At 54.6% G+C, this 17,871-nt stretch carries 15 protein-coding genes; 9 read left to right on the top strand and 6 right to left on the bottom strand.

Annotated elements, in window-relative coordinates:
* Nucleotides 1-193 precede the first annotated feature (193 nt).
* The 5 genes from LMS44_RS20100 to LMS44_RS20080 all read left to right on the top strand — a co-directional run bounded on the left by LMS44_RS20100 (nt 194) and on the right by LMS44_RS20080 (nt 6,289).
* Nucleotides 194-988 (top strand): gamma-glutamyl-gamma-aminobutyrate hydrolase family protein, encoded by a 795-nt coding sequence (locus LMS44_RS20100; RefSeq protein WP_498946236.1) that lies wholly within the window; start codon nt 194-196, stop codon nt 986-988.
* Nucleotides 989-1,022: 34 nt separating this feature from the next.
* Complete coding sequence (locus tag LMS44_RS20095) at nt 1,023-2,399, top strand: aspartate aminotransferase family protein (RefSeq protein ID WP_498946234.1); 1,377 nt, start codon at nt 1,023-1,025, stop codon at nt 2,397-2,399.
* The gene (locus LMS44_RS20090) at nt 2,399-3,898 is read left to right on the top strand and encodes an aldehyde dehydrogenase (RefSeq protein ID WP_498946232.1); all 1,500 of its coding nucleotides are present in this window, start codon (nt 2,399-2,401) and stop codon (nt 3,896-3,898) included. Before LMS44_RS20095 ends, LMS44_RS20090 begins: the two co-directional genes overlap by 1 nt.
* A 221-nt stretch (nt 3,899-4,119) precedes the next feature.
* Entirely contained in the window at nt 4,120-5,574 is a 1,455-nt protein-coding gene (nhaC, locus tag LMS44_RS20085; protein ID WP_498946230.1) for a Na+/H+ antiporter NhaC family protein, read from the top strand.
* Nucleotides 5,575-5,737: 163 nt separating this feature from the next.
* A complete protein-coding gene (locus tag LMS44_RS20080; RefSeq protein WP_027957081.1) occupies nt 5,738-6,289 on the top strand; it encodes a cupin domain-containing protein in 552 nt (183 codons plus the stop codon).
* Between the two features lie 74 nt (nt 6,290-6,363).
* On the opposite strand, the gene LMS44_RS20075 is transcribed toward LMS44_RS20080, so the two are convergent.
* From LMS44_RS20075 to LMS44_RS20065, 3 genes are all read right to left on the bottom strand, one after another.
* The gene (locus LMS44_RS20075; RefSeq protein ID WP_190374520.1) at nt 6,364-7,104 is read right to left on the bottom strand and encodes a sulfite exporter TauE/SafE family protein; all 741 of its coding nucleotides are present in this window, start codon (nt 7,102-7,104) and stop codon (nt 6,364-6,366) included.
* 11 nt (nt 7,105-7,115) lie between these two features.
* The gene (locus LMS44_RS20070; RefSeq protein ID WP_498946227.1) at nt 7,116-7,796 is read right to left on the bottom strand and encodes a transglycosylase SLT domain-containing protein; all 681 of its coding nucleotides are present in this window, start codon (nt 7,794-7,796) and stop codon (nt 7,116-7,118) included.
* Between the two features lie 87 nt (nt 7,797-7,883).
* Nucleotides 7,884-9,302 carry an aminotransferase-like domain-containing protein gene (locus LMS44_RS20065; protein ID WP_498946225.1) on the bottom strand — a complete coding sequence of 473 codons (1,419 nt, stop codon included), beginning with the start codon at nt 9,300-9,302 and terminating at the stop codon, nt 7,884-7,886.
* A gap of 278 nt (nt 9,303-9,580) precedes the next feature.
* Between LMS44_RS20065 and LMS44_RS20060 the strand changes: the two genes are divergently transcribed.
* The 3 genes from LMS44_RS20060 to gabT are packed head-to-tail and all read left to right on the top strand — an operon-like array spanning nt 9,581 to nt 13,776.
* Nucleotides 9,581-10,996: an APC family permease gene (locus LMS44_RS20060; protein ID WP_190374523.1), complete on the top strand. Its 1,416-nt coding sequence runs from the start codon at nt 9,581-9,583 to the stop codon at nt 10,994-10,996.
* A 45-nt stretch (nt 10,997-11,041) separates the two neighbouring features.
* Nucleotides 11,042-12,493 carry an NAD-dependent succinate-semialdehyde dehydrogenase gene (locus tag LMS44_RS20055; protein ID WP_027957076.1) on the top strand — a complete coding sequence of 484 codons (1,452 nt, stop codon included), beginning with the start codon at nt 11,042-11,044 and terminating at the stop codon, nt 12,491-12,493.
* An 11-nt stretch (nt 12,494-12,504) separates the two neighbouring features.
* Nucleotides 12,505-13,776 (top strand): 4-aminobutyrate--2-oxoglutarate transaminase, encoded by a 1,272-nt coding sequence (gabT, locus tag LMS44_RS20050; RefSeq protein WP_039857345.1) that lies wholly within the window; start codon nt 12,505-12,507, stop codon nt 13,774-13,776.
* A 105-nt stretch (nt 13,777-13,881) separates the two neighbouring features.
* Here the strand turns inward: gabT and LMS44_RS20045 are convergent, their stop codons facing one another.
* The 3 genes from LMS44_RS20045 to LMS44_RS20035 form a co-directional block, all read right to left on the bottom strand.
* The gene (locus tag LMS44_RS20045) at nt 13,882-14,679 is read right to left on the bottom strand and encodes a helix-turn-helix domain-containing protein (protein ID WP_009285928.1); all 798 of its coding nucleotides are present in this window, start codon (nt 14,677-14,679) and stop codon (nt 13,882-13,884) included.
* A gap of 133 nt (nt 14,680-14,812) precedes the next feature.
* Nucleotides 14,813-15,109: a hypothetical protein gene (locus tag LMS44_RS20040; protein ID WP_414119813.1), complete on the bottom strand. Its 297-nt coding sequence runs from the start codon at nt 15,107-15,109 to the stop codon at nt 14,813-14,815.
* Between the two features lie 9 nt (nt 15,110-15,118).
* Entirely contained in the window at nt 15,119-15,841 is a 723-nt protein-coding gene (locus LMS44_RS20035) for an AzlC family ABC transporter permease (RefSeq protein WP_498947306.1), read from the bottom strand.
* Nucleotides 15,842-16,091: 250 nt separating this feature from the next.
* On the opposite strand from LMS44_RS20035, the gene LMS44_RS20030 reads away from it, so the two are divergent.
* Nucleotides 16,092-17,393: an IS1380 family transposase gene (locus LMS44_RS20030; protein WP_179917458.1), complete on the top strand. Its 1,302-nt coding sequence runs from the start codon at nt 16,092-16,094 to the stop codon at nt 17,391-17,393.
* Nucleotides 17,394-17,871 lie beyond the last annotated feature (478 nt).

The raw sequence follows: 17,871 nt of genomic DNA, 5'->3' as shown, positions 1-17,871 counted from the left end.
GTCAATTATTTAATAACAAAAAGCGTATAAAAATTTACCCTCCATGAGGGGGTTATTTTTTAATTCATTGTTTTTCAATTGCTTGAAGTGTTTTTTGGCAAAAATAGCATTTTGCGCTTGGAAAATAAAACGAGTCACGCTATGTTGAGTTGAGTGTTGAATAAAACATAACAACCGACAAAGTGGTTTGACTATGCAAGCAACGCATTCTTCGCGCCCCCTAGTGGGGGTTATCGCCTGCTGCCGAGAGGTGGAAGGTCATCCAGCTCAGATAGTGACCGATAAATTCCTACAGGCGCTCTACCACTACGACGTCACGCCGGTGATTCTTCCTGTGTTAGCCGCCGATATGTTAACGCCTGATCAGCGTGCCGAGCAGGCCATCGCTCTGTTGGGCAGCCTGGATGGCTTGATGCTAACCGGCAGTTACACCAACGTCGCTCCTAATCGCTATGGTGCCGAGCGCGCCCCAGAGAATACCCGGGATGACGCACGGCGCGATGAAGCGGCGCTTTGCTGGGTGCATGAGGCGTTACGTCAGGCGTTGCCTTTATTTGGCATTTGTCGAGGCTTTCAGGAAATGAACGTCGCCCTGGGGGGCACGCTTCACCAAGCCGTACAAACGCTACCAGGCATGCTCGATCATCGTGAGCCGCCCGCTGACGACATGGCGGGCCATTATGCACCCTCCCATACGGTAAAAATTCGCGCTAATGGTGCCCTGGCGGCGCTCTATCGCGGCGAGCATGCTGAGGTGAATTCACTGCACCAGCAGGGGATTGATCAGCTTGCGTCGGGGCTGGAAGCAGAAGCCTGGGCACCTGATGGGTTAGTCGAAGCGGTCTCCGTGCGCGGCGCCGCCGCGTTTGCACTGGCTGTTCAGTGGCATCCGGAGTGGCGCCCTAAAGAACATCCTTTCTATGACGCCCTGTTCCAGGGGTTTGCGACGGCCTGCCGTCAGCATCGTACCCAGCGGGCTGCTGGCTGAACGCTTATTGCAACCACTGAACAGGAGCTGATCTATGCAGACCCAGGATTACCAGGCGTTGGATCGCCAGCACCACCTTCATCCCTTCACCGACTTTAAATCCCTTGGCGAAGAGGGTAGCCGCATCATCACTCACGCCGAAGGGGTATACATTTACGATAGCCAGGGCAATCGTATTCTGGATGGTATGGCGGGTCTTTGGTGCGTCAATCTCGGATATGGTCGTCAGGAGCTGGTTGATGCCGCCTCCGAGCAGTTGCAGCAATTGCCGTACTACAACAACTTCTTCAAAACCTCCCACCCCCCGGCAGTGAAGCTGGCCGCCAAGCTAAGTGAGCTGGCACCCGAGCATATTAACCGTGTGTTCTTCACAGGATCCGGCTCCGAAGCCAACGATACCGTGCTACGCATGGTGCGACGCTATTGGGCGATCAAAGGCAAGCCGGAAAAGCAGTGGATCATCTCGCGCGACAATGGTTATCACGGCTCTACCGTTGCAGGCATGAGCCTTGGCGGCATGGCGCCGATGCACGATCAAGGCGGCCCTTGTGTGCCTGGGATTACCCATATTGGTCAGCCTTACTGGTTTGGTGAGGGCCGCGACATGAGTCAGGAGGCCTTTGGCAAGCAGTGCGCGCAAGCGCTGGAAGCGCAAATCCAAGCGTTGGGTGAAGACAAGGTAGCCGCCTTTATTGCTGAACCTGTGCAAGGTGCAGGCGGTGCGATCATTCCGCCGGACAGCTATTGGCCTGCGGTGAAAGAGGTGCTGGCTAAGTACGATATTTTGCTGATTGCCGACGAAGTCATTTGCGGCTTCGGGCGTTTAGGCGAGTGGTTTGGCAGTACTCACTATGGGTTAACGCCAGACTTGATGCCGATTGCCAAGGGGTTGTCGTCGGGCTATCTGCCCATTGGCGCGGTGCTGGTGGGAGATCGCGTGGCCGATACATTGATAGAAGAGGGCGGTGAGTTCTTCCACGGCTTTACTTACTCCGGCCACCCGGTCTGTGCGGCTGTGGCGCTTAAAAACCTCGAACTGATGGAAAGTGAGCAGGTGATCGACAACGTTCGCAATGACCTGGGCCCTTATCTGGCGAAACGTTGGCAGGAACTGGCGCAACATCCGTTGGTGGGGGAGGCGCGTTCGTTAGGATTGATCGGTGCGCTTGAGCTGGTGGCTGACAAGAACACCGGCAAGCGTTTCGATAAATCCCTTTCCGTAGGCAATCTGTGCCGTGATTTTTGTTTCGAAAGCGGGCTAGTGATGCGCTCAGTGGGCGACACCATGGTGATATCCCCGCCGCTCATCATCACGCACAGTGAAATTGATGAACTAGTGAGCAGAGCGCGTTTGGCACTGGACAAAACAGCCGCAAAGCTGGCGATAACACACCCCATGGAGAGTGCATAATGGCGGCACATAACACGAAAACCCTAGCCGACTGGCAAGCAAAAGCAGCGTCACTGAGCTTTGAAACGCGCGCTTTTATCAATGGTGAGTTTGTGGCCGCCGCCGATGGCAGCACACTGACCAGCATCAACCCTGCTACCGGAAGCGTGCTTGCGGAAGTGGCCAGCTGCGATGAGCCTGATGCTGAGCGTGCAACGCAAGCGGCCCGTGCAACCTTTGATAGCGGTGTCTGGTCACGTTGCCACCCGAGTAAACGCAAGCGCGTGCTGCTGCGCCTCGCGGATTTGGTAGAGACGCACCGCGATGAGTTGGCGTTACTCGATACGCTCGATATGGGTAAGCCGATTTCCAGCTCGCTGGGCGACTTGGCGGGCACGGTGGCTTGCTTACGCTATCAGGCGGAATGTATCGACAAGCTCTATGGCGAAGTGGCCCCCACGGGAGATCGTGCGCTCGGGTTGGTGCTGCGTGAACCCATGGGTGTTGTGGCGGCGATTGTGCCATGGAATTTTCCACTGATGATGACCTCCTGGAAGATTGCCCCGGCACTGGCCGCGGGCAACAGCGTGATTCTTAAACCGTCGGAAAAGTCGCCGTTGTCGGCGCTGCGCTTGGCGCATCTTGCCCAGGAAGCCGGTATTCCTGACGGCGTATTTCAGGTTTTACCCGGTTACGGCCATACGGTGGGCAAAGCCCTGGCGCTCTCCATGCAGGTAGATTGTCTGGCGTTTACCGGCTCCACGGCTGTGGGTAAACAGCTCATGCAGTACGCCGGACAATCCAACCTGAAACGCGTGTTTCTAGAGTGTGGTGGCAAAAGTCCAAACATCGTTTTTGCCGACTGTCAGCATCTAGATGCCGTCGCCCAAAGCGCTGCAGAAGCTATTTTCCACAACCAAGGTGAAGTCTGTATTGCCGGTTCGCGCCTGTTGGTGGAAAACAGTATTCGCCAGGATTTTGTGGCCCGCGTGGTGAAAGCTGCTGAGCACATGCAGCCAGGAGACCCACTCGACCCGGACAGCTTTATGGGCGCCATGGTCGATGAAGCGCAGTACCAACGGGTACTTGAGTATATTCGCCACGGCGAAAATGAAGGTGCCACTTTGAAGTTGGGGGGCGAAGCCAGCGATTCCAAGGGATATTTCCTGGTGCCGACGGTCTTCGATGATGTGACTCCCGATATGCGCATTGGCCGCGAAGAGATCTTTGGCCCAGTACTGAGCGTGTTCGGTTTCGACAGCGAAGAGCAAGCGATTGCACTGGCCAATGATAGTGACTTTGGCCTCGCTGCCGGCGTTTGGAGCCAGGATATTGACCGCATTATGCGCGTCTCGCGGCGTCTGCAATCCGGCCAGGTATATGTGAATAACTGGGCGGGTATCGATCAGACAGTGCCTTTCGGCGGCGTGAAGCAGTCGGGCAATGGGCGCGATAAATCGCTTCATGCGCAGGAGAAATACTGCGAAGTGAAGACGGTGTGGATGTCGCTAAGCGTTTGAACCATCGAAGTTCGTAACGAACTTCGCCTGGGCACTTCACCCTTTATTGATTCGATTCAACAGCGCTAGGTGTCACGGCAAATGCCGTGCCCCTCGCCGGGGGGGGCTTGTGCCTGAAAAACCAATAAAAACAAGCATAACAATGATCGGAGTCGCCATCACTGCAATGATTTCCTAACGGAAATACGACGACCAATAATCAAACATTAAGTGAGAACATTATGTCGACTGACCACACTGCTAAGGAAGACCAGGAAACACCCCGCCCAAGTTTGAAAGCGACCATGATACCCGTTGTGTTTATGGCGGCGTCATTGGGCGTCTTTATCGGCTATTTCGAAACTGACCCGCATTTACCACTCTTTTTGAGCACCATTGTGGCGACCTGTGTGGCCGTGGCGACGGGTAGTCGCTGGAAGCATCTCGAAGCGGGCATCATGCGCTCTATTGGCCTGACCACTCAGGCGATTGTGATTCTCATCATTATCGGCACCATTATTGGCTACTGGATTGCCGGTGGGATTGTGCCCACCATGATCTATTATGGCCTGAGCATTCTGGCACCAGACTACTTTCTGGTGGCGGCGTGCCTGATCTGCTGCTTGGTATCGTTGGCTGGCGGTAACGCCTGGACGGCGGCCGGCACTATTGGTATCGCCTTGATGGGCGTCGGTGAAGGGCTCGGCCTTAACCCTGCGATGGTAGCCGGCGCCGTGATCTCTGGGGTTTATTTTGGCGACAAGATTTCTCCGCTTTCCGAAACGACCAACATGGCGCCAGGGGTCGTCGGTGTCGACCTGTTTGAACACATTCGCTATATGCTCTACACCACGGTTCCGGCGCTCGCGGTGGCGCTAGTGCTTTACACCATTATTGGCCTGAACATGACGCCTTCAGGTGATGGTGCGGCACAAGTAGCCGAGTTGCAGCAGAGTCTAGATGAACTGTTTATGATCAGTCCCTGGCTGCTGCTGGTGCCTGCGGCAGTTATCGTGATGATGGTCAAGAAGGTGCCGGCCATTCCTGCCCTTTCTGTTGGTTCGCTGATGGGTATTGTTTGCGCGATTGTGGTTCAGGGCGTACCTCTAGGTGATAGCTTTACTATTTTTGTGGAAGGCTACGCGGTAGACACTGGAAACGCCACGGTGGACGACCTGCTGACCAACGGCGGTGTTAGCGCCATGATGTGGACTGTTTCGCTGATCATTATCGCGATGAGCTTTGGCGGGATTCTTGAGTCGGCGGGGTTCTTTCGTACCATCGTGGAAAGTCTGCTCAAACTGGCCAAGACCACTGGCAGCCTGATTGCTACTACAGTGGCGACATCGATGGCCGCTAACGTAGTGGGTTGCGATCAGTATCTAAGTATTATTCTTCCTGCCCGCATGTATGCCAGCGAGTACAAGCGTCGCTCGCTGAAACTGAAAAACCTGTCTCGCACGGTAGAAGATGCTGGCACCATGACGTCGCCTCTGGTGCCTTGGAATACCTGTGGTGCCTTTATGTTTGCCACGCTGGGCGTCAGTGCTTTCAGTTACGCGCCTTATGCGTTTCTAGCGCTGCTTAGTCCGTTATTTGCCATTCTTTACGGCTTTACCGGCTTCCGAATTGCTTACGAAGACGAGCCGCAAGAGGCTGAAGTGGTCGTGGGATTGGCTGATGCTCGAAGTACTTGAGCTGACCACGACGATGCACACCGACTAAGCGAATTATCTTTTGTAGAAAGCGATCATTTAATTAAGTTTTTGCCCCACAGCCGTGGGGTTTTTTTTGCGCTATTATGTGCCCGTCAATAGACCAACAACGTAATTTACTTATTGATAGGGAGTGAAAAAAAGCATGTCGGATGACGTGGGTGCGAGCTTGCGCTCCTTGCGCAAGCAGCGAGGGATTTCACAACGTGAACTAGCAAAGTTGTGTGGGGTTACCCACTCAAGTCTTTCGCTAATAGAGCAAGGAAAAGTTAGCCCATCCGTCAGTTCCCTGAAGAAAATCCTAAACGCCTTCTCTATGAGCGTCGGTGATTTTTTTACGATGGATCTGGATAGTCAGGAGCAGGTGTTCTATTCGGCGGATGATTTGGTTGATATTGCCTCTGGTGATATTTCCTTCAAGCTTGTCGGGGCAAATCGTCCTAACCGTGCCTTGGCTTTTATGGTTGAGCGATACTTACCGGGTGCTGATACTGGGCAAGCCATGATTACTCACTATGGTGAAGAGGCTGGTGTTGTCGTGGAAGGTGAGATTGAAATCATTGTTGGAAGTAATACGAGGCGCTTAGGGCCAGGTGAATCATACTATTTCAAGACAAGCACTCCGCACCGTTTCAGAAACATTGGCGATGTTCCCTGCAAAATAATTAGCTGTGCTACGCCAGGTAAGGCGTTCTGATATGACTGGTTTGTATTGTGCGGCAATTGTCGCAGTAATGATGTCGTGCAAATCGCTTGGGCGCTGCCTCAATGCTAGCGAGTGAGTAGGAAGATCCCCTGAAAAAAGTAGAAGACCCCAATACCGGTCACGATCCAGCGCGTCCAGGTGCGGAAGTTGGCATCGGTGAGACGGTGTAAAATGCGGTTGCCGGTGTGGGTGCCAAAGATTGCAAACGGCGCCGCTAGTAGCACAATGCCCCATTCGCCGGTACTAAGCGCCATGGCGGCGCCGAGATAGAAGATGATTTTAATGCTGTGAGCCACTACCTGAATCATCGCTTTTGTCGCCACGACTTGGCGGCGATCCATGCGTGAGCGCACAAAGAATATATCGATTAGCGGCCCGGAAACCCCTGCGGCAATCGTCAAACCGCCAGAGGCGATGCCGCAGCACAGCGCGTGGCTGGCACGGTTGGCATCCAGGTGAAACCAGCGCTTGGGCAGCCAAACCAAAATCGGCATTAGGCCAATCAAAAGTGAGACGCTGGCGGCATTGGGGCTGTAGTTGAACAGCAGAAGCAGGCCCGCGGCGCTTAGTACACCCAGCGTCATAAAAGCGACAATAGGCCAGACAATATAGCGTCGCGATAGCCATGCTCGCGACCCATTCGCGGTGAGCTGTATAACGCCGTGCACCGCCATCGCCGTGCCCGCGGGAAAGATCAGCAGCAGAAACCATAGCAGTACCAATCCGCCCGCCATACCAAACACCCCGGAGAGCATCGAGGTAAAAAACACCACGCTAACCAGGGCCGCACCCATCCATAGAGACATCGTCAGCTTCCTTAACTACGACAGAATGGCCAGATCTGGTAAAACTTGCGGCATTGAAACTCCGCTTCGCAAGCATTGAGCTGGGCTTGGTAACGGTTAGCGCGAGCAGCTACTTGTCTCCCCGCACTCAATACCTGTGGTTTGCCGCGGTAAGAACCCCGCTGGTAGCCCCCCGCGCCTTCGTGATAGGCGTAGTAGAGGTGCTCGGGATTGCTGAGCGATATGCCCGCCTGCTGCTGGGAACGACGGTTGTACCAGCCAATAAAGTCCGTGGCGTGTTTCATATGAGTACGCCGGGCAAACAGGCTGCCCGCTTGATCCTCATACTCCCCCCAAACGGGGTCTTGGGCCTGGGCGTAGCCTTTGGCAGAAGAGGGCCGGGGGCCGGGGATAAAGCCTAGATAGTACTTGCGATCCGGGCGGATATGGCTACGAAACGAAGACTCCTGCTGAATAAACGCCATCTGGGTGGCGATCGGTGTGCCCCACTTCTCCTCTGATTCCTGGGCGTAGTCGTACCAACTGGGCTGCTCGCGGAAGATCTCGCAGATATTGCTTTGATCCTGAGGCGGGTTGGGCGCAAAGGTGGCGCAGCCCGAGAGCAGGAGCATAAGACTTAGTGATGCCCAGAGGCGAAGCCTAGCGAAAGCAGCCGAAGAGGCGACGATGAAATTATCAACAGGGTGACGCATAAAAGTCCTTGTGTATAAATCGTTCAAAGCTTGTGGATAAGGTGTTGAGAAACACTTCCTTCCTTACCTGTGCGCTATTAATAACGCCTAGCGCAGCAGTGCTTCCAGGCTGCGACGCAGGCGCTGTGCTTCACGCACCAGCGTTTCCCCTGATAGCATGCCGACGCCCATTACTAAGCCGACGCGCGGATCGGTTGGTGCACACACTGGGCTTAATGGACGCACGATTAAATGCTCTTTCAGCAGTGACTGAGCGATTCCCACATCGTTAACGCTCGGCTCAAACTCGACGCAAAGGCTAATAGCACTGCTCGGTGGCGAAACGCTGCGCACCTGCGGCAGCGAACGTAGTTGATCATGCAGCACCTGTTGGCGCCCTAGATAGTCGCGCTGAATGCGCCGACACCAGGCATCCAAATCACCATCAAAAATAAATTGTGCCAGTACGGCCTGATCCAGCATGCGTCCTTCGCGGAACAGTTCACTGCGCAGGCGGTTCATTGGCCCCGCTAAATGACGCGGTACCACTAAATAGCCTAAGCGCAGTCCTGGAAACATCATCTTGGAAAACGAGCCCACCAGCAAGTGGCGCTCCGAGTGCGGTTCAAAGAGCAGATTGGAGTGGTCGTCGCGGTTAAACTCGTAATCATCTTCGACAATATACGCGGGCGCTAGGGCATCGCATAAGCGCTGTTTATCCACCGCACTGGTAGGCACGCTGAGCGGGTAATGGTGCGAGCCGGTCAAGTAGGCCAGCTTGACCGGGCCAGGAGCAGGCGGAAGCATGTGCCCCTGACCTGGCAGCCACGCCACCGGTTCGATTTCCAAACCTGCGGCGGTAAAGACGTTGCGCGCTCCCCAGTAGCAGGGCGACTCCATGGCAACAGTGTCGCCCACATCAGCCAGTGCCACGGCGCATAGCTCAATGCCGTTATGGGTACCGTCAGTGATGATGATCTGTTCCGTGTCGCAACTAATATTGCGCCAGCGCGCCAGAAAATCGCGTATCGCGCGCTTTAATGGGCCGTAGCCACCGGTGGAGTAGGAGAGCAGCAGGGCGTTTTGCGGCACCGTCACGCTGGCGTAGAGCTGCCGCCATTTACGCATCGGGAACTGGGCGATATCGGGAATGCCGGGCACGAAGGCGCCGCTTTGGATCATGCTAGCGCCTGGGCCATCCAACACCCGCTGGGCGCGTGATGAGAGCTGTGCATTGCCATGCAGAAGAGGGCTTGGCGTAACGGGGCGGCAGGTCCAGGTGCCTTGGCCGTGGGCGGTTTTAAGCAGTGCCTCCTCGAGTAGCGTATGGATCGCCAGCGCCAGGGTTTGGCGGGCAACGCCAAGGGCATCTGCCAACTGGCGATGGGAGGGCAGACGCAGCCCGGCAGGCCACTGCTGGGTAATGGCTTGTCGCAATGCTTGCTCAATACGCACCTGCTTACTCAACCGTTCCGGTTGGAGTGCATAAAGCTGTACAAGTTGGTGCACGACCTCCTTTCGATCCATCTGGACTCCCCTTAATCCCGCTTAACCCGCTAACGGCGGGCACTTAGACGAAAGCCGTATGAAAATAGTGCACCCTTTCGGTGCGCATGAAAAGTGGTCTAGTCGAACGCAAAAGTGGTGCGTTCGCGTTTTCTCTCCCGCCTGCTAGCGTGTGGCCATCCTGTTTGGCGAAACCGTTAAAAACATGCCTATTCAAAGAGAGGCTGTTAAAACAGGATCAGGATACTGCGCCCCTGAGCGCCTACGACAACATCCAATAACTCGCAGGACAATTTCAAATGACCACATCCTCATCACAACAGGAAGGGCTCGTCCGGGTACTCGCCCGTGGCGATGTATTAGCGCTGGCCTTCGGCGCGATGATCGGCTGGGGCTGGATTGTGCTTACCGGTACCGCGATTCAATCCGCTGGCAGCCTGGGCGCCATTATAGCCTTTATTATCGGCGGCTTAGCGATTGTCTTGGTCGGGCTCACCTATGCAGAGCTTGCCGCTGCGATGCCCAAAGTGGGTGGCGAGCATGTTTACAGCTACCGCGCTTTAGGTCATTTGCCCTCTTTTTTGTGCACTTGGGCGATTATTTTGGGCTACTTAAGCGTAGTGGCCTTTGAAGCCGTCGCCCTGCCCACGGTGATCGAACACCTGGCACCCAACTACGCCGTTGGCCACCTCTGGACGATTGCCGGTTGGGAAGTGAAAGCCACCTGGGTCGCGGTAGGCGTCGGCGGTTCGCTGGTCATGATGATCATCAACTACTTCGGCGTGACCACCGCGGCGTTGCTGCAAAAAGTGGTTACCGGGTTAATTCTGCTGGTGGGGGTGATGTTTGTCACCGGTTCGCTGTTTGAAGGCGAAACCATCAATATGATGCCGCTGTTCACTCAAGCCGATAGCGGCGTGTTCGCAGGCATAGTGGCGGTGCTGGTGATGGTGCCGTTCCTGTTTGTGGGCTTTGACGTTATTCCCCAGGCGGCGGAAGAGATCAACCTGCCCTACAAAGCCATCGGCAAGGTACTGATGATGTCGGTGATCCTGGCGGTGGTGTGGTATGCGCTGATTATTCTGGCGACCAGCCTGGCGCTCAACAGCACTGAACTGGCGGCCAGTTCACTGAGTGTGCCGGACGCCATGGGAAGCCTGTTTAACGCCGCGTGGGCCAGCAACTTAATGGTCATGGCGGGTATTGCGGGCATTATTACAAGCTGGAATGCCTTCTATATTGGCGGTTCCCGGGCAATCTATGCCCTCGCTAAAGCAGGCATGCTACCTGCGCCGTTTGCCAAGCTGCATCCTCGCTACAGAACCCCTACTAATGCCATCTTTATGATGGGCTTTCTCTCCTGTTTGGCGCCCTTCTTTGGCCGCCCAGCATTGGTGTGGATCGTTAATGCGGGTGGCTTGGGCATCGTATTGGCCTACCTGTTTGTGGCGATCTCCTTTGTGGTGCTACGGGTGCGCGAGCCGGATATGCCCCGCCCATTCAAGGTAAGTAACGGCAAGCTGTGCGGCACCCTCGCTATCATTCTTTCTTTCGGTATGGCGTGCCTCTACCTGCCCGGTAGCCCGGCGGCACTGAGCGTCGCGGAGTGGACTATCTTTGCTGGCTGGGCGGTGCTGGGCATCGTGCTTTACGTGCATGCGCTGCGCACCTACGGGCGTGACTACAGCGATCGCCATATGCAAGTGGATCTGTAAGCCGTCCTACGAGATTTCTGGACTTAAGCTTTTTAGGAGCAACTTATGAGCTTTATCGAACAGTGGTTGCACGATGCGGTTCCAGCCCTGGTGGGTGGCGAGTGGCGTACAGGTCAACAAACCTTTGCGGTGGATAACCCCGCCACCGGTGAAACCATTGCCCGGGTGGCGGATATGGGCGCCGATGATACCCGTGACGCCGTGGCCGCCGCCTACAACGCTGGCGCTGCCTGGCGGGCCACGCCGGTCAAGCAGCGCTCGGCACTGCTACGGCGCTGGTTTGAGCTTATTAACGAACACGCCGACGACCTGGCCCGTCTGATGACCCTGGAGCAGGGCAAGCCGCTGACGGAAGCCAAAGGCGAAGTCACCTACGGTGCGTCGTTTATCGAGTTCTTCGCCGAAGAAGCCAAGCGTATGGCAGGAGAAACCCTACCAAGTCATGGCGCGGACAAACGCTTATTGGTTCTGCGCGAGCCGGTAGGTGTGGTGGCGGCAATTACCCCATGGAACTTCCCGCTGGCGATGATTACCCGCAAGTGCGCCCCGGCCCTGGCGGCGGGCTGCACCGTGGTGATCAAGCCCGCCGAAGCCACGCCGCTCACCGCGCTTGCCGCCGCTTACCTGGCGCTGGAAGCGGGCCTGCCTGCAGGCACCATTAACGTGATTACTGCCTCAAAACCGGCAGCGGTGGGTGAGGTGCTCACCACGGATTCACGGGTGCGCAAAGTCTCGTTTACCGGCTCCACCCCGGTGGGTAAGCACTTGCTTGCCCAGTGCGCCAGTACAGTGAAGAAGGCCGCCATGGAGCTGGGGGGCAACGCGCCGTTTATCGTGTTTGACGACGCCGATGTAGATGCCGCTGTTGATGGCGCAATCGCCTCCAAATTCCGCAACGCTGGGCAAACCTGCGTATGCACCAATCGCTTCCTGGTGCAGGACGGCATTTACGATACGTTTGTCAGCAAGCTCACCGAGCGAGTGAACGCACTGAAGGTTGGCGATGGCCTGGCGGATGGCAGCATTATCGGCCCGCTGATTAACCAAGCAGCGGTCGATAAAGTGCAGCGCCATGTGGACGACGCAGTGAACCAGGGTGCTCGGCTGCTCTGCGGTGGTAAGCCTCACGCCGCAGGCGAGCGCTTCTTCACTCCCACGGTGCTGGCGGATGTGACCACCAAGATGGCCGTGGCCGACGAAGAGACCTTCGGCCCGGTCGCGCCGGTGTTTCGCTTCCAGCGCGATGAAGAAGCCATTGCCATGGCCAACGATACACCCTTTGGCCTGGCGGCTTACTTCTACGCTACGGATTACCGCCGCATCTGGCGCACCATGGAGCAGCTGGAGTACGGCATGGTCGGTGTGAATGAAGGGTTGATCTCCACCGAGTTGGCGCCGTTTGGCGGCGTTAAAGAGTCCGGGTTGGGTCGCGAAGGCTCCCACCACGGTCTTGATGAATTTACTGAACTTAAATATGTCTGCGTTGGCGGTTTATAAGGAAAGCTATGATGACTAACCAAGAATTGAACGACCTGAAAAACCGCTACGTGGCTAACGGTGCTGCCACGCCGACAACCCAGTTTGCCGAGCGCGCTGAAAATGCTGAGCTGTGGGATGCCGACGGCAACCGCTGGATCGACTTCGCGGGCGGTATTGGTGTGCTGAACTTGGGCCACCGCCACCCGAAAATCGTCGCCGCCGTTGAAGCGCAGCTCAAGAAAGTTATGCACACCAGCGCCGCGGTCATTTCCTACGCGCCCTATGTGCAGCTGTGCCAAAAGCTTTGCGAACTAAGCCCGGTGCGCGGCCCTGAGCGCAAAGCGATGCTGGTCAACACCGGTGCCGAAGCGCTGGAAAACGCCGTGAAGATTGCCCGCGCTGCCACTGGCCGCACCGGCATTATTACCTTCGACGGCGCTTTCCACGGACGCACCATGATGACCCTGGCCATGACCGGCAAGGTGCTACCGTACAAGAACGACTTCGGCCCGATGCCGGGCGACGTGTTCCGCGCCCCATTCCCGAATCCGCTGCACGGCATCAGCGAAGAAGCGTCTTTGGATGCCATTCGCACGCTGTTCAAAACCGATATCGCCCCGCACCGTACAGCGGCCATCGTGATTGAGCCGGTTCAAGGTGAAGGCGGCTTCTATATTGCGTCACCGGATTACCTTAAAGCGCTGCGCGCGCTGTGCGACGAGCACGGCATTCTACTGATCGCCGATGAAGTGCAGTCCGGCTTCGCCCGCACCGGCAAGCTATTTGCCCTCGAACATAGCGACATCGAAGCGGATATTCTCACCACCGCCAAAAGCCTCGCTAACGGCATGCCGCTGTCGGCTGTTGTGGGTACCGCCAAGGTAATGGACGCCTCCGGCCCCAACTCGCTAGGCGGCACCTACAGCGGCAATCCGCTCTCCTGCGCGGCAGCGCTGGCGGTGATCGAGGTGATCGAAGAGGAAAATATTCTTGAGCGCAGCGAGCAGATGGGCAAGATGCTCGCGGAGCGTTTTGCTGTTTGGGAAGAGCGATTCCCCGCCGTTGCCCACGGCCGCCAGCTAGGCGCCATGGCAGCGTTCGAATTGCTCGATAGCGAAGGAAAACCCGATACAGCGCTAACCGGTGCGCTCTGTGCCAAAGCCCGCGAGAAAGGCCTGATCCTTCTCTCCTGCGGCTTCTACGGCAACAGCATCCGCATTCTGGTGCCGCTAACCGTCTCTTCCGCGGTGTTGGAAGAAGGGCTCAGCATTATCGAGCAGTCCCTGGAAGCGCTTAGCTAATACTCTTCTAAGCATCACAAAGCCCGCCCTCGTCAAACAGTGAAAGCTGTTGGCGAGAGCGGGTTTTTATTTCATGGTGGGGAAAGTTTTGGGGTTGCAGTGTGATTATGAGCCACTACCCCTACAGTTTTGTTTAAACCTAGATAACCACTGAGTGGGAGTAAGACCGAAGGCTTTCTTGAAGTGATTTGTCATATGGCTCTGGTCATTGAAACCAGCTGAAACTGAGGCGTACGACAACGAATAACCATGGGTCAAATAGCGTTTTACGAACGCAAGACGCCGCATGGTCAAGTAACGGTATGGGCTTGTTCCATATAATGCCCTGAAATCTCTTGATAAACTCCACTTTTCACGGCCGCTCACCAACGCTAAATCATCAAGTGTGATATGAGAATCCAATGAATCGTGGATATATTCTCTAGCCTTTTCTGCAGCGTTATAGTCGTATGCCACCCTACCTCTTTTGTGACCGGCAACAGCAGAGAGAACATTGGCTAGTTCGAAGACGATATCTTCCCCTTCAAGCTGCTCATGAGCAGTTTGGAGGTCATTCATAAGAAATTCTGTGGCGGCATAAAGCCGAGGGTCTGTGCTAACGCCACCCTTTATGTAGGGTAAGGTGCGGCCACCAAGCACCGCTTGAAGAGCAAAGGGTTCAATATACATGATGCGGTAGTGGAAGCCGTCATTCGTTCCAGCCTCACCGTCGTGGAGTTCATCAGGATGAATCACAATGGTATTGCCAGGTAAGCTAGTTCTTTTTTCACCTCGGTAATTGAAGCAATGAACCCCTGCAAGGGTTCTACCTACAGCATACGTATCGTGCCGATGGGGCTCGAAAGCAACGCCAGAAAAAAAGGCTTCAAATCTTTCTATCTGTGTATTAAAAGAATTTAGCATAGGCGGTAAGTTATCGGCTTCTGTCTGACTGCAGGGTTATCATGCAACGGAATATATGAATAAGTAAAGCTAGTGAGCCAATTTTGACAGTTTATATAGCCTGTCCTTGAAGCGCTCTCGTATTGCGGGCTATTCATCTCAATACGTAATATAGAGTGGTGGCGACGACTGTTGTTAGGAATAGTCCACTTTTTAATATAACTGCCAATATGCCTACTGCAATAAAAGAAAAAATAGATAGGTTAAGCCCGTTAGCCATCTCTGGTATCACGATGTAAGTGATGAAACAAATAAAAATAGAAGTAGGCAATATTTCCTCAATTAGATACTGGGCTTTTGCGCCGAAGTTAATCGTGAACAAAGAGGGCAGAACTCTTACCATGACACTTGTAAGTAGAAGAGCCAAAATCACCAAAAAATTATCTGCCATATTTGTTCCTCAATATTTTCTATTCAGTAGATAGGAGATAGTGGATAATAGAATGATGGAGGGGATCCAAAAGTAGATGCCACCAAGGGTGTAATAGAAAAGCCCGCTTATTAAAAAGCCTAACGTTGCCTTTGGAACAGTTATCAAACCACTTTTATAAGGTCGGTTTTGAAGATACGAGATGGCAAGAAAAAGAAGCACCAAGCTCGCAGGAATACTGGCATTGATGTCGTCAGGTAAAAGGTTGGGAAACAGCCCAGCTATAATGCCGCCTGCTACCCCAAAGAGTATCCAGGACAAGAAAATGGTGAAGCGAATTATCAGCATGGCTCTTTGGTTATGTCCCTGCTCAATAGCGTACGCTTCGTCGCCGAGTGCATGGGACGCAACAACCTTAAGCAGCTTGTTTTTTGGTAATTTTTTTGAGCATGAAAGCGAAATTGCAAAATATCGGCTATTGATCATAGTGGTAACGAAAGCAATAGTTAAAAAACTGGCCCCAGACTCAGAGAGAGGTAGAGCGGCAAACTGCCCGCTCCCAGAAAAGCTTAGTAGGCTTACGAGAAAAATTTCGACAATGCTCCAGTCTGCTTTGTAAGTAGTAAAGCCGAATAGCATGCTAACAGGTGCTATTGCAAAGATGGCCGTCAATAGCAGCGAAAGCAGAACCCGATACTCTGCTGTATTTGAAGCAGAGAGCACTTTTTTGGTGTTTAAATATTTATTCATCATTGCCAATCACTTTTTCCCAAGATGTAAATTTTTTAGTTATGGCTAATGGGCTTACAGCAGAACATTGAAGCTAGCTGCTATGCTGGAAGCGTATGGGAAAAGTTGATAAGCGTATTGTAAGATCGTGCAGGTTTGTTGAGAGCGGAGTGAGTCTAGCCCGGATTTCTCACAGGGTATAAAAGAAAGCGGCTGAAAGTGTTAACGTTTCAGGGCCTTACACCAAAAACCAACACCAACAGCCGCTTCCAAAATGGTACCTGAAAAGCTGACCTTCTCGCCACTCTCTCGCCGCCAAATTGAAGCCGACTTCTCCGGGGGCCACATTACGTCGGACGCCGGATTACTCCTGCTTCGTGAAGTCGATAAACAGCATCGCCTAACACGCCGCTTGGCCGCCGTGCTTCATGATCCCCGCTCACCGGAACAGGTTCGTCATAAGCTCGACACGTTGGTTCGTCAGCGGGTGTTCGGTGTCGCCGCTGGCTATGAAGATTTCAACGACCATGAGGCCCTGCGCTATGATCAGGCCCTTCAGACAGCGCTCGGTGAAGAGGATACGCTGGCAGGCAAGTCGACGCTGTGCCGGGTGGAGCAGAACGCCGATCGGCAAGCAATAGTGAAGGCCCATGAGTTGCTGTGGCATCACTTCATTGAACAGCATGACGAACCACCCAAGGAGATCGTGCTGGACTTTGATGGCACCGACATCCCCGTGCATGGCGAGCAACCCGGCAAGTTCTTTAACCGTTATTACGATCACCACTGCTACTTCCCACTGTATGTCTTCTGTGGGCGCCACTTACTGGTGAGCTATCTGCGCACCAGTGACCGCAGCGACAGCCGCCATAGCTGGGCGATCCTCGCCTTACTGGTACGCTTTATCCGTCAATACTGGCCCGATACGCGCATCGTGTTACGAGGTGATAGCCACTTTTGTCGTCCCCGGATGCTGAACTGGTGTGATCGGCATCACGTCGACTACATCGTGGGAATCGCAAAGAACAGCCGGCTGCTCAAGGAAGTGGACGTCCCCATGATGCTGGTGCGCAAGACCCAATGGCAGGTGGGAGGGAAAGTAGCGGGGACGTTCCGCTTCCAGTATCAAGCCCGCTCCTGGAAATACCCACGCTGGGTGGTGGCCCGCCTAGAAGAAGGTGAGTTAGGCTCTAATCCCCGGTTTATCATCAGCTCTCGTTACGATGACGGCTTCAAGCTTTACTACGAGCAGTACTGTGCCCGGGGTGACATGGAGAACCGGATCAAGGATCAACAACTGAGCCTGTTTGCTGACCGGACCTCCAGCACGCACTGGTGGGCCAATCAGTGGCGGCTGATCTTGTCGGGCTTCGCTTATACGCTGTTCGAGCGGTTACGGACTTACCTGAAGCACACGCCCTTCGCGCGCATGAGTCCAAGCAACCTGAGGCTCAAGCTCATCAAAGTAGGCGCGGTCATCCTCCGCAATACGCGCCGCATCCGGGTGTTGATGAGTGACAGCTACCCCTATAAAACGGCGCTATCCGATCTGGTCAGGCGGTTGGTGCCGAACTGACTGCTCGGGCGCCCCCGGCCCGACGCAATGGGGGAAAGGGGGAAGTGTGTCTGAAGGACGGAAAGTGGTTAAAAAGTAGCCGATGTAAGTCGAGCCAGTAGGTGTTTAGCGGTGTTACAGCCTGAGTGCGGTACTGGCTGAGGTACTATGAGAAATCCAGGCTAGCCGTTATGGTTTTTCAATATTTTGTTTTCGTGCGTTGGCTTGGGCATCGCTGGCTGGCGAGTTTATCCACAATCACTTGGCTGGCTTCTTTGGTCGGGTTCAATGGCGAATACGGGCAACGTGGGGCCCGCCGCGGCTGCGTTAGCAAACGGCGCGTGATCATGAATGCGTACTCGCGTTTGAACCAAACGACCTGGATAGGTGCCTTAGCCATTAATAATACTGATACCTGACGGTTGAGAGCTATTCGCCGCTAAGCCTATTCGCCACTATGCCATGACGTTACCATCAAGGTAGCGTTTGCGTAATCAAT

The sequence above is a fragment of the Halomonas profundus genome (genome assembly GCF_020865425.1).
GTDB lineage: Bacteria > Pseudomonadota > Gammaproteobacteria > Pseudomonadales > Halomonadaceae > Vreelandella > Vreelandella titanicae.
This window is presented reverse-complemented; position numbering and strand designations above follow the sequence as displayed.

What these genes read in the sequence shown, in the direction of transcription:
- LMS44_RS20100 (WP_498946236.1), top strand. Translation starts at nt 194, where the DNA reads ATGCAAGCAACGCATTCTTCGCGCCCCCTAGTGGGGGTTATCGCCTGC.
- LMS44_RS20095 (WP_498946234.1), top strand. Translation starts at nt 1,023, where the DNA reads ATGCAGACCCAGGATTACCAGGCGTTGGATCGCCAGCACCACCTTCAT.
- LMS44_RS20090 (WP_498946232.1), top strand. Translation starts at nt 2,399, where the DNA reads ATGGCGGCACATAACACGAAAACCCTAGCCGACTGGCAAGCAAAAGCA.
- nhaC (WP_498946230.1), top strand. Translation starts at nt 4,120, where the DNA reads ATGTCGACTGACCACACTGCTAAGGAAGACCAGGAAACACCCCGCCCA.
- LMS44_RS20080 (WP_027957081.1), top strand. Translation starts at nt 5,738, where the DNA reads ATGTCGGATGACGTGGGTGCGAGCTTGCGCTCCTTGCGCAAGCAGCGA.
- LMS44_RS20075 (WP_190374520.1), bottom strand. Translation starts at nt 7,104, where the DNA reads ATGTCTCTATGGATGGGTGCGGCCCTGGTTAGCGTGGTGTTTTTTACC.
- LMS44_RS20070 (WP_498946227.1), bottom strand. Translation starts at nt 7,796, where the DNA reads ATGCGTCACCCTGTTGATAATTTCATCGTCGCCTCTTCGGCTGCTTTC.
- LMS44_RS20065 (WP_498946225.1), bottom strand. Translation starts at nt 9,302, where the DNA reads ATGGATCGAAAGGAGGTCGTGCACCAACTTGTACAGCTTTATGCACTC.
- LMS44_RS20060 (WP_190374523.1), top strand. Translation starts at nt 9,581, where the DNA reads ATGACCACATCCTCATCACAACAGGAAGGGCTCGTCCGGGTACTCGCC.
- LMS44_RS20055 (WP_027957076.1), top strand. Translation starts at nt 11,042, where the DNA reads ATGAGCTTTATCGAACAGTGGTTGCACGATGCGGTTCCAGCCCTGGTG.
- gabT (WP_039857345.1), top strand. Translation starts at nt 12,505, where the DNA reads ATGACTAACCAAGAATTGAACGACCTGAAAAACCGCTACGTGGCTAAC.
- LMS44_RS20045 (WP_009285928.1), bottom strand. Translation starts at nt 14,679, where the DNA reads ATGCTAAATTCTTTTAATACACAGATAGAAAGATTTGAAGCCTTTTTT.
- LMS44_RS20040 (WP_414119813.1), bottom strand. Translation starts at nt 15,109, where the DNA reads ATGGCAGATAATTTTTTGGTGATTTTGGCTCTTCTACTTACAAGTGTC.
- LMS44_RS20035 (WP_498947306.1), bottom strand. Translation starts at nt 15,841, where the DNA reads ATGATGAATAAATATTTAAACACCAAAAAAGTGCTCTCTGCTTCAAAT.
- LMS44_RS20030 (WP_179917458.1), top strand. Translation starts at nt 16,092, where the DNA reads ATGGTACCTGAAAAGCTGACCTTCTCGCCACTCTCTCGCCGCCAAATT.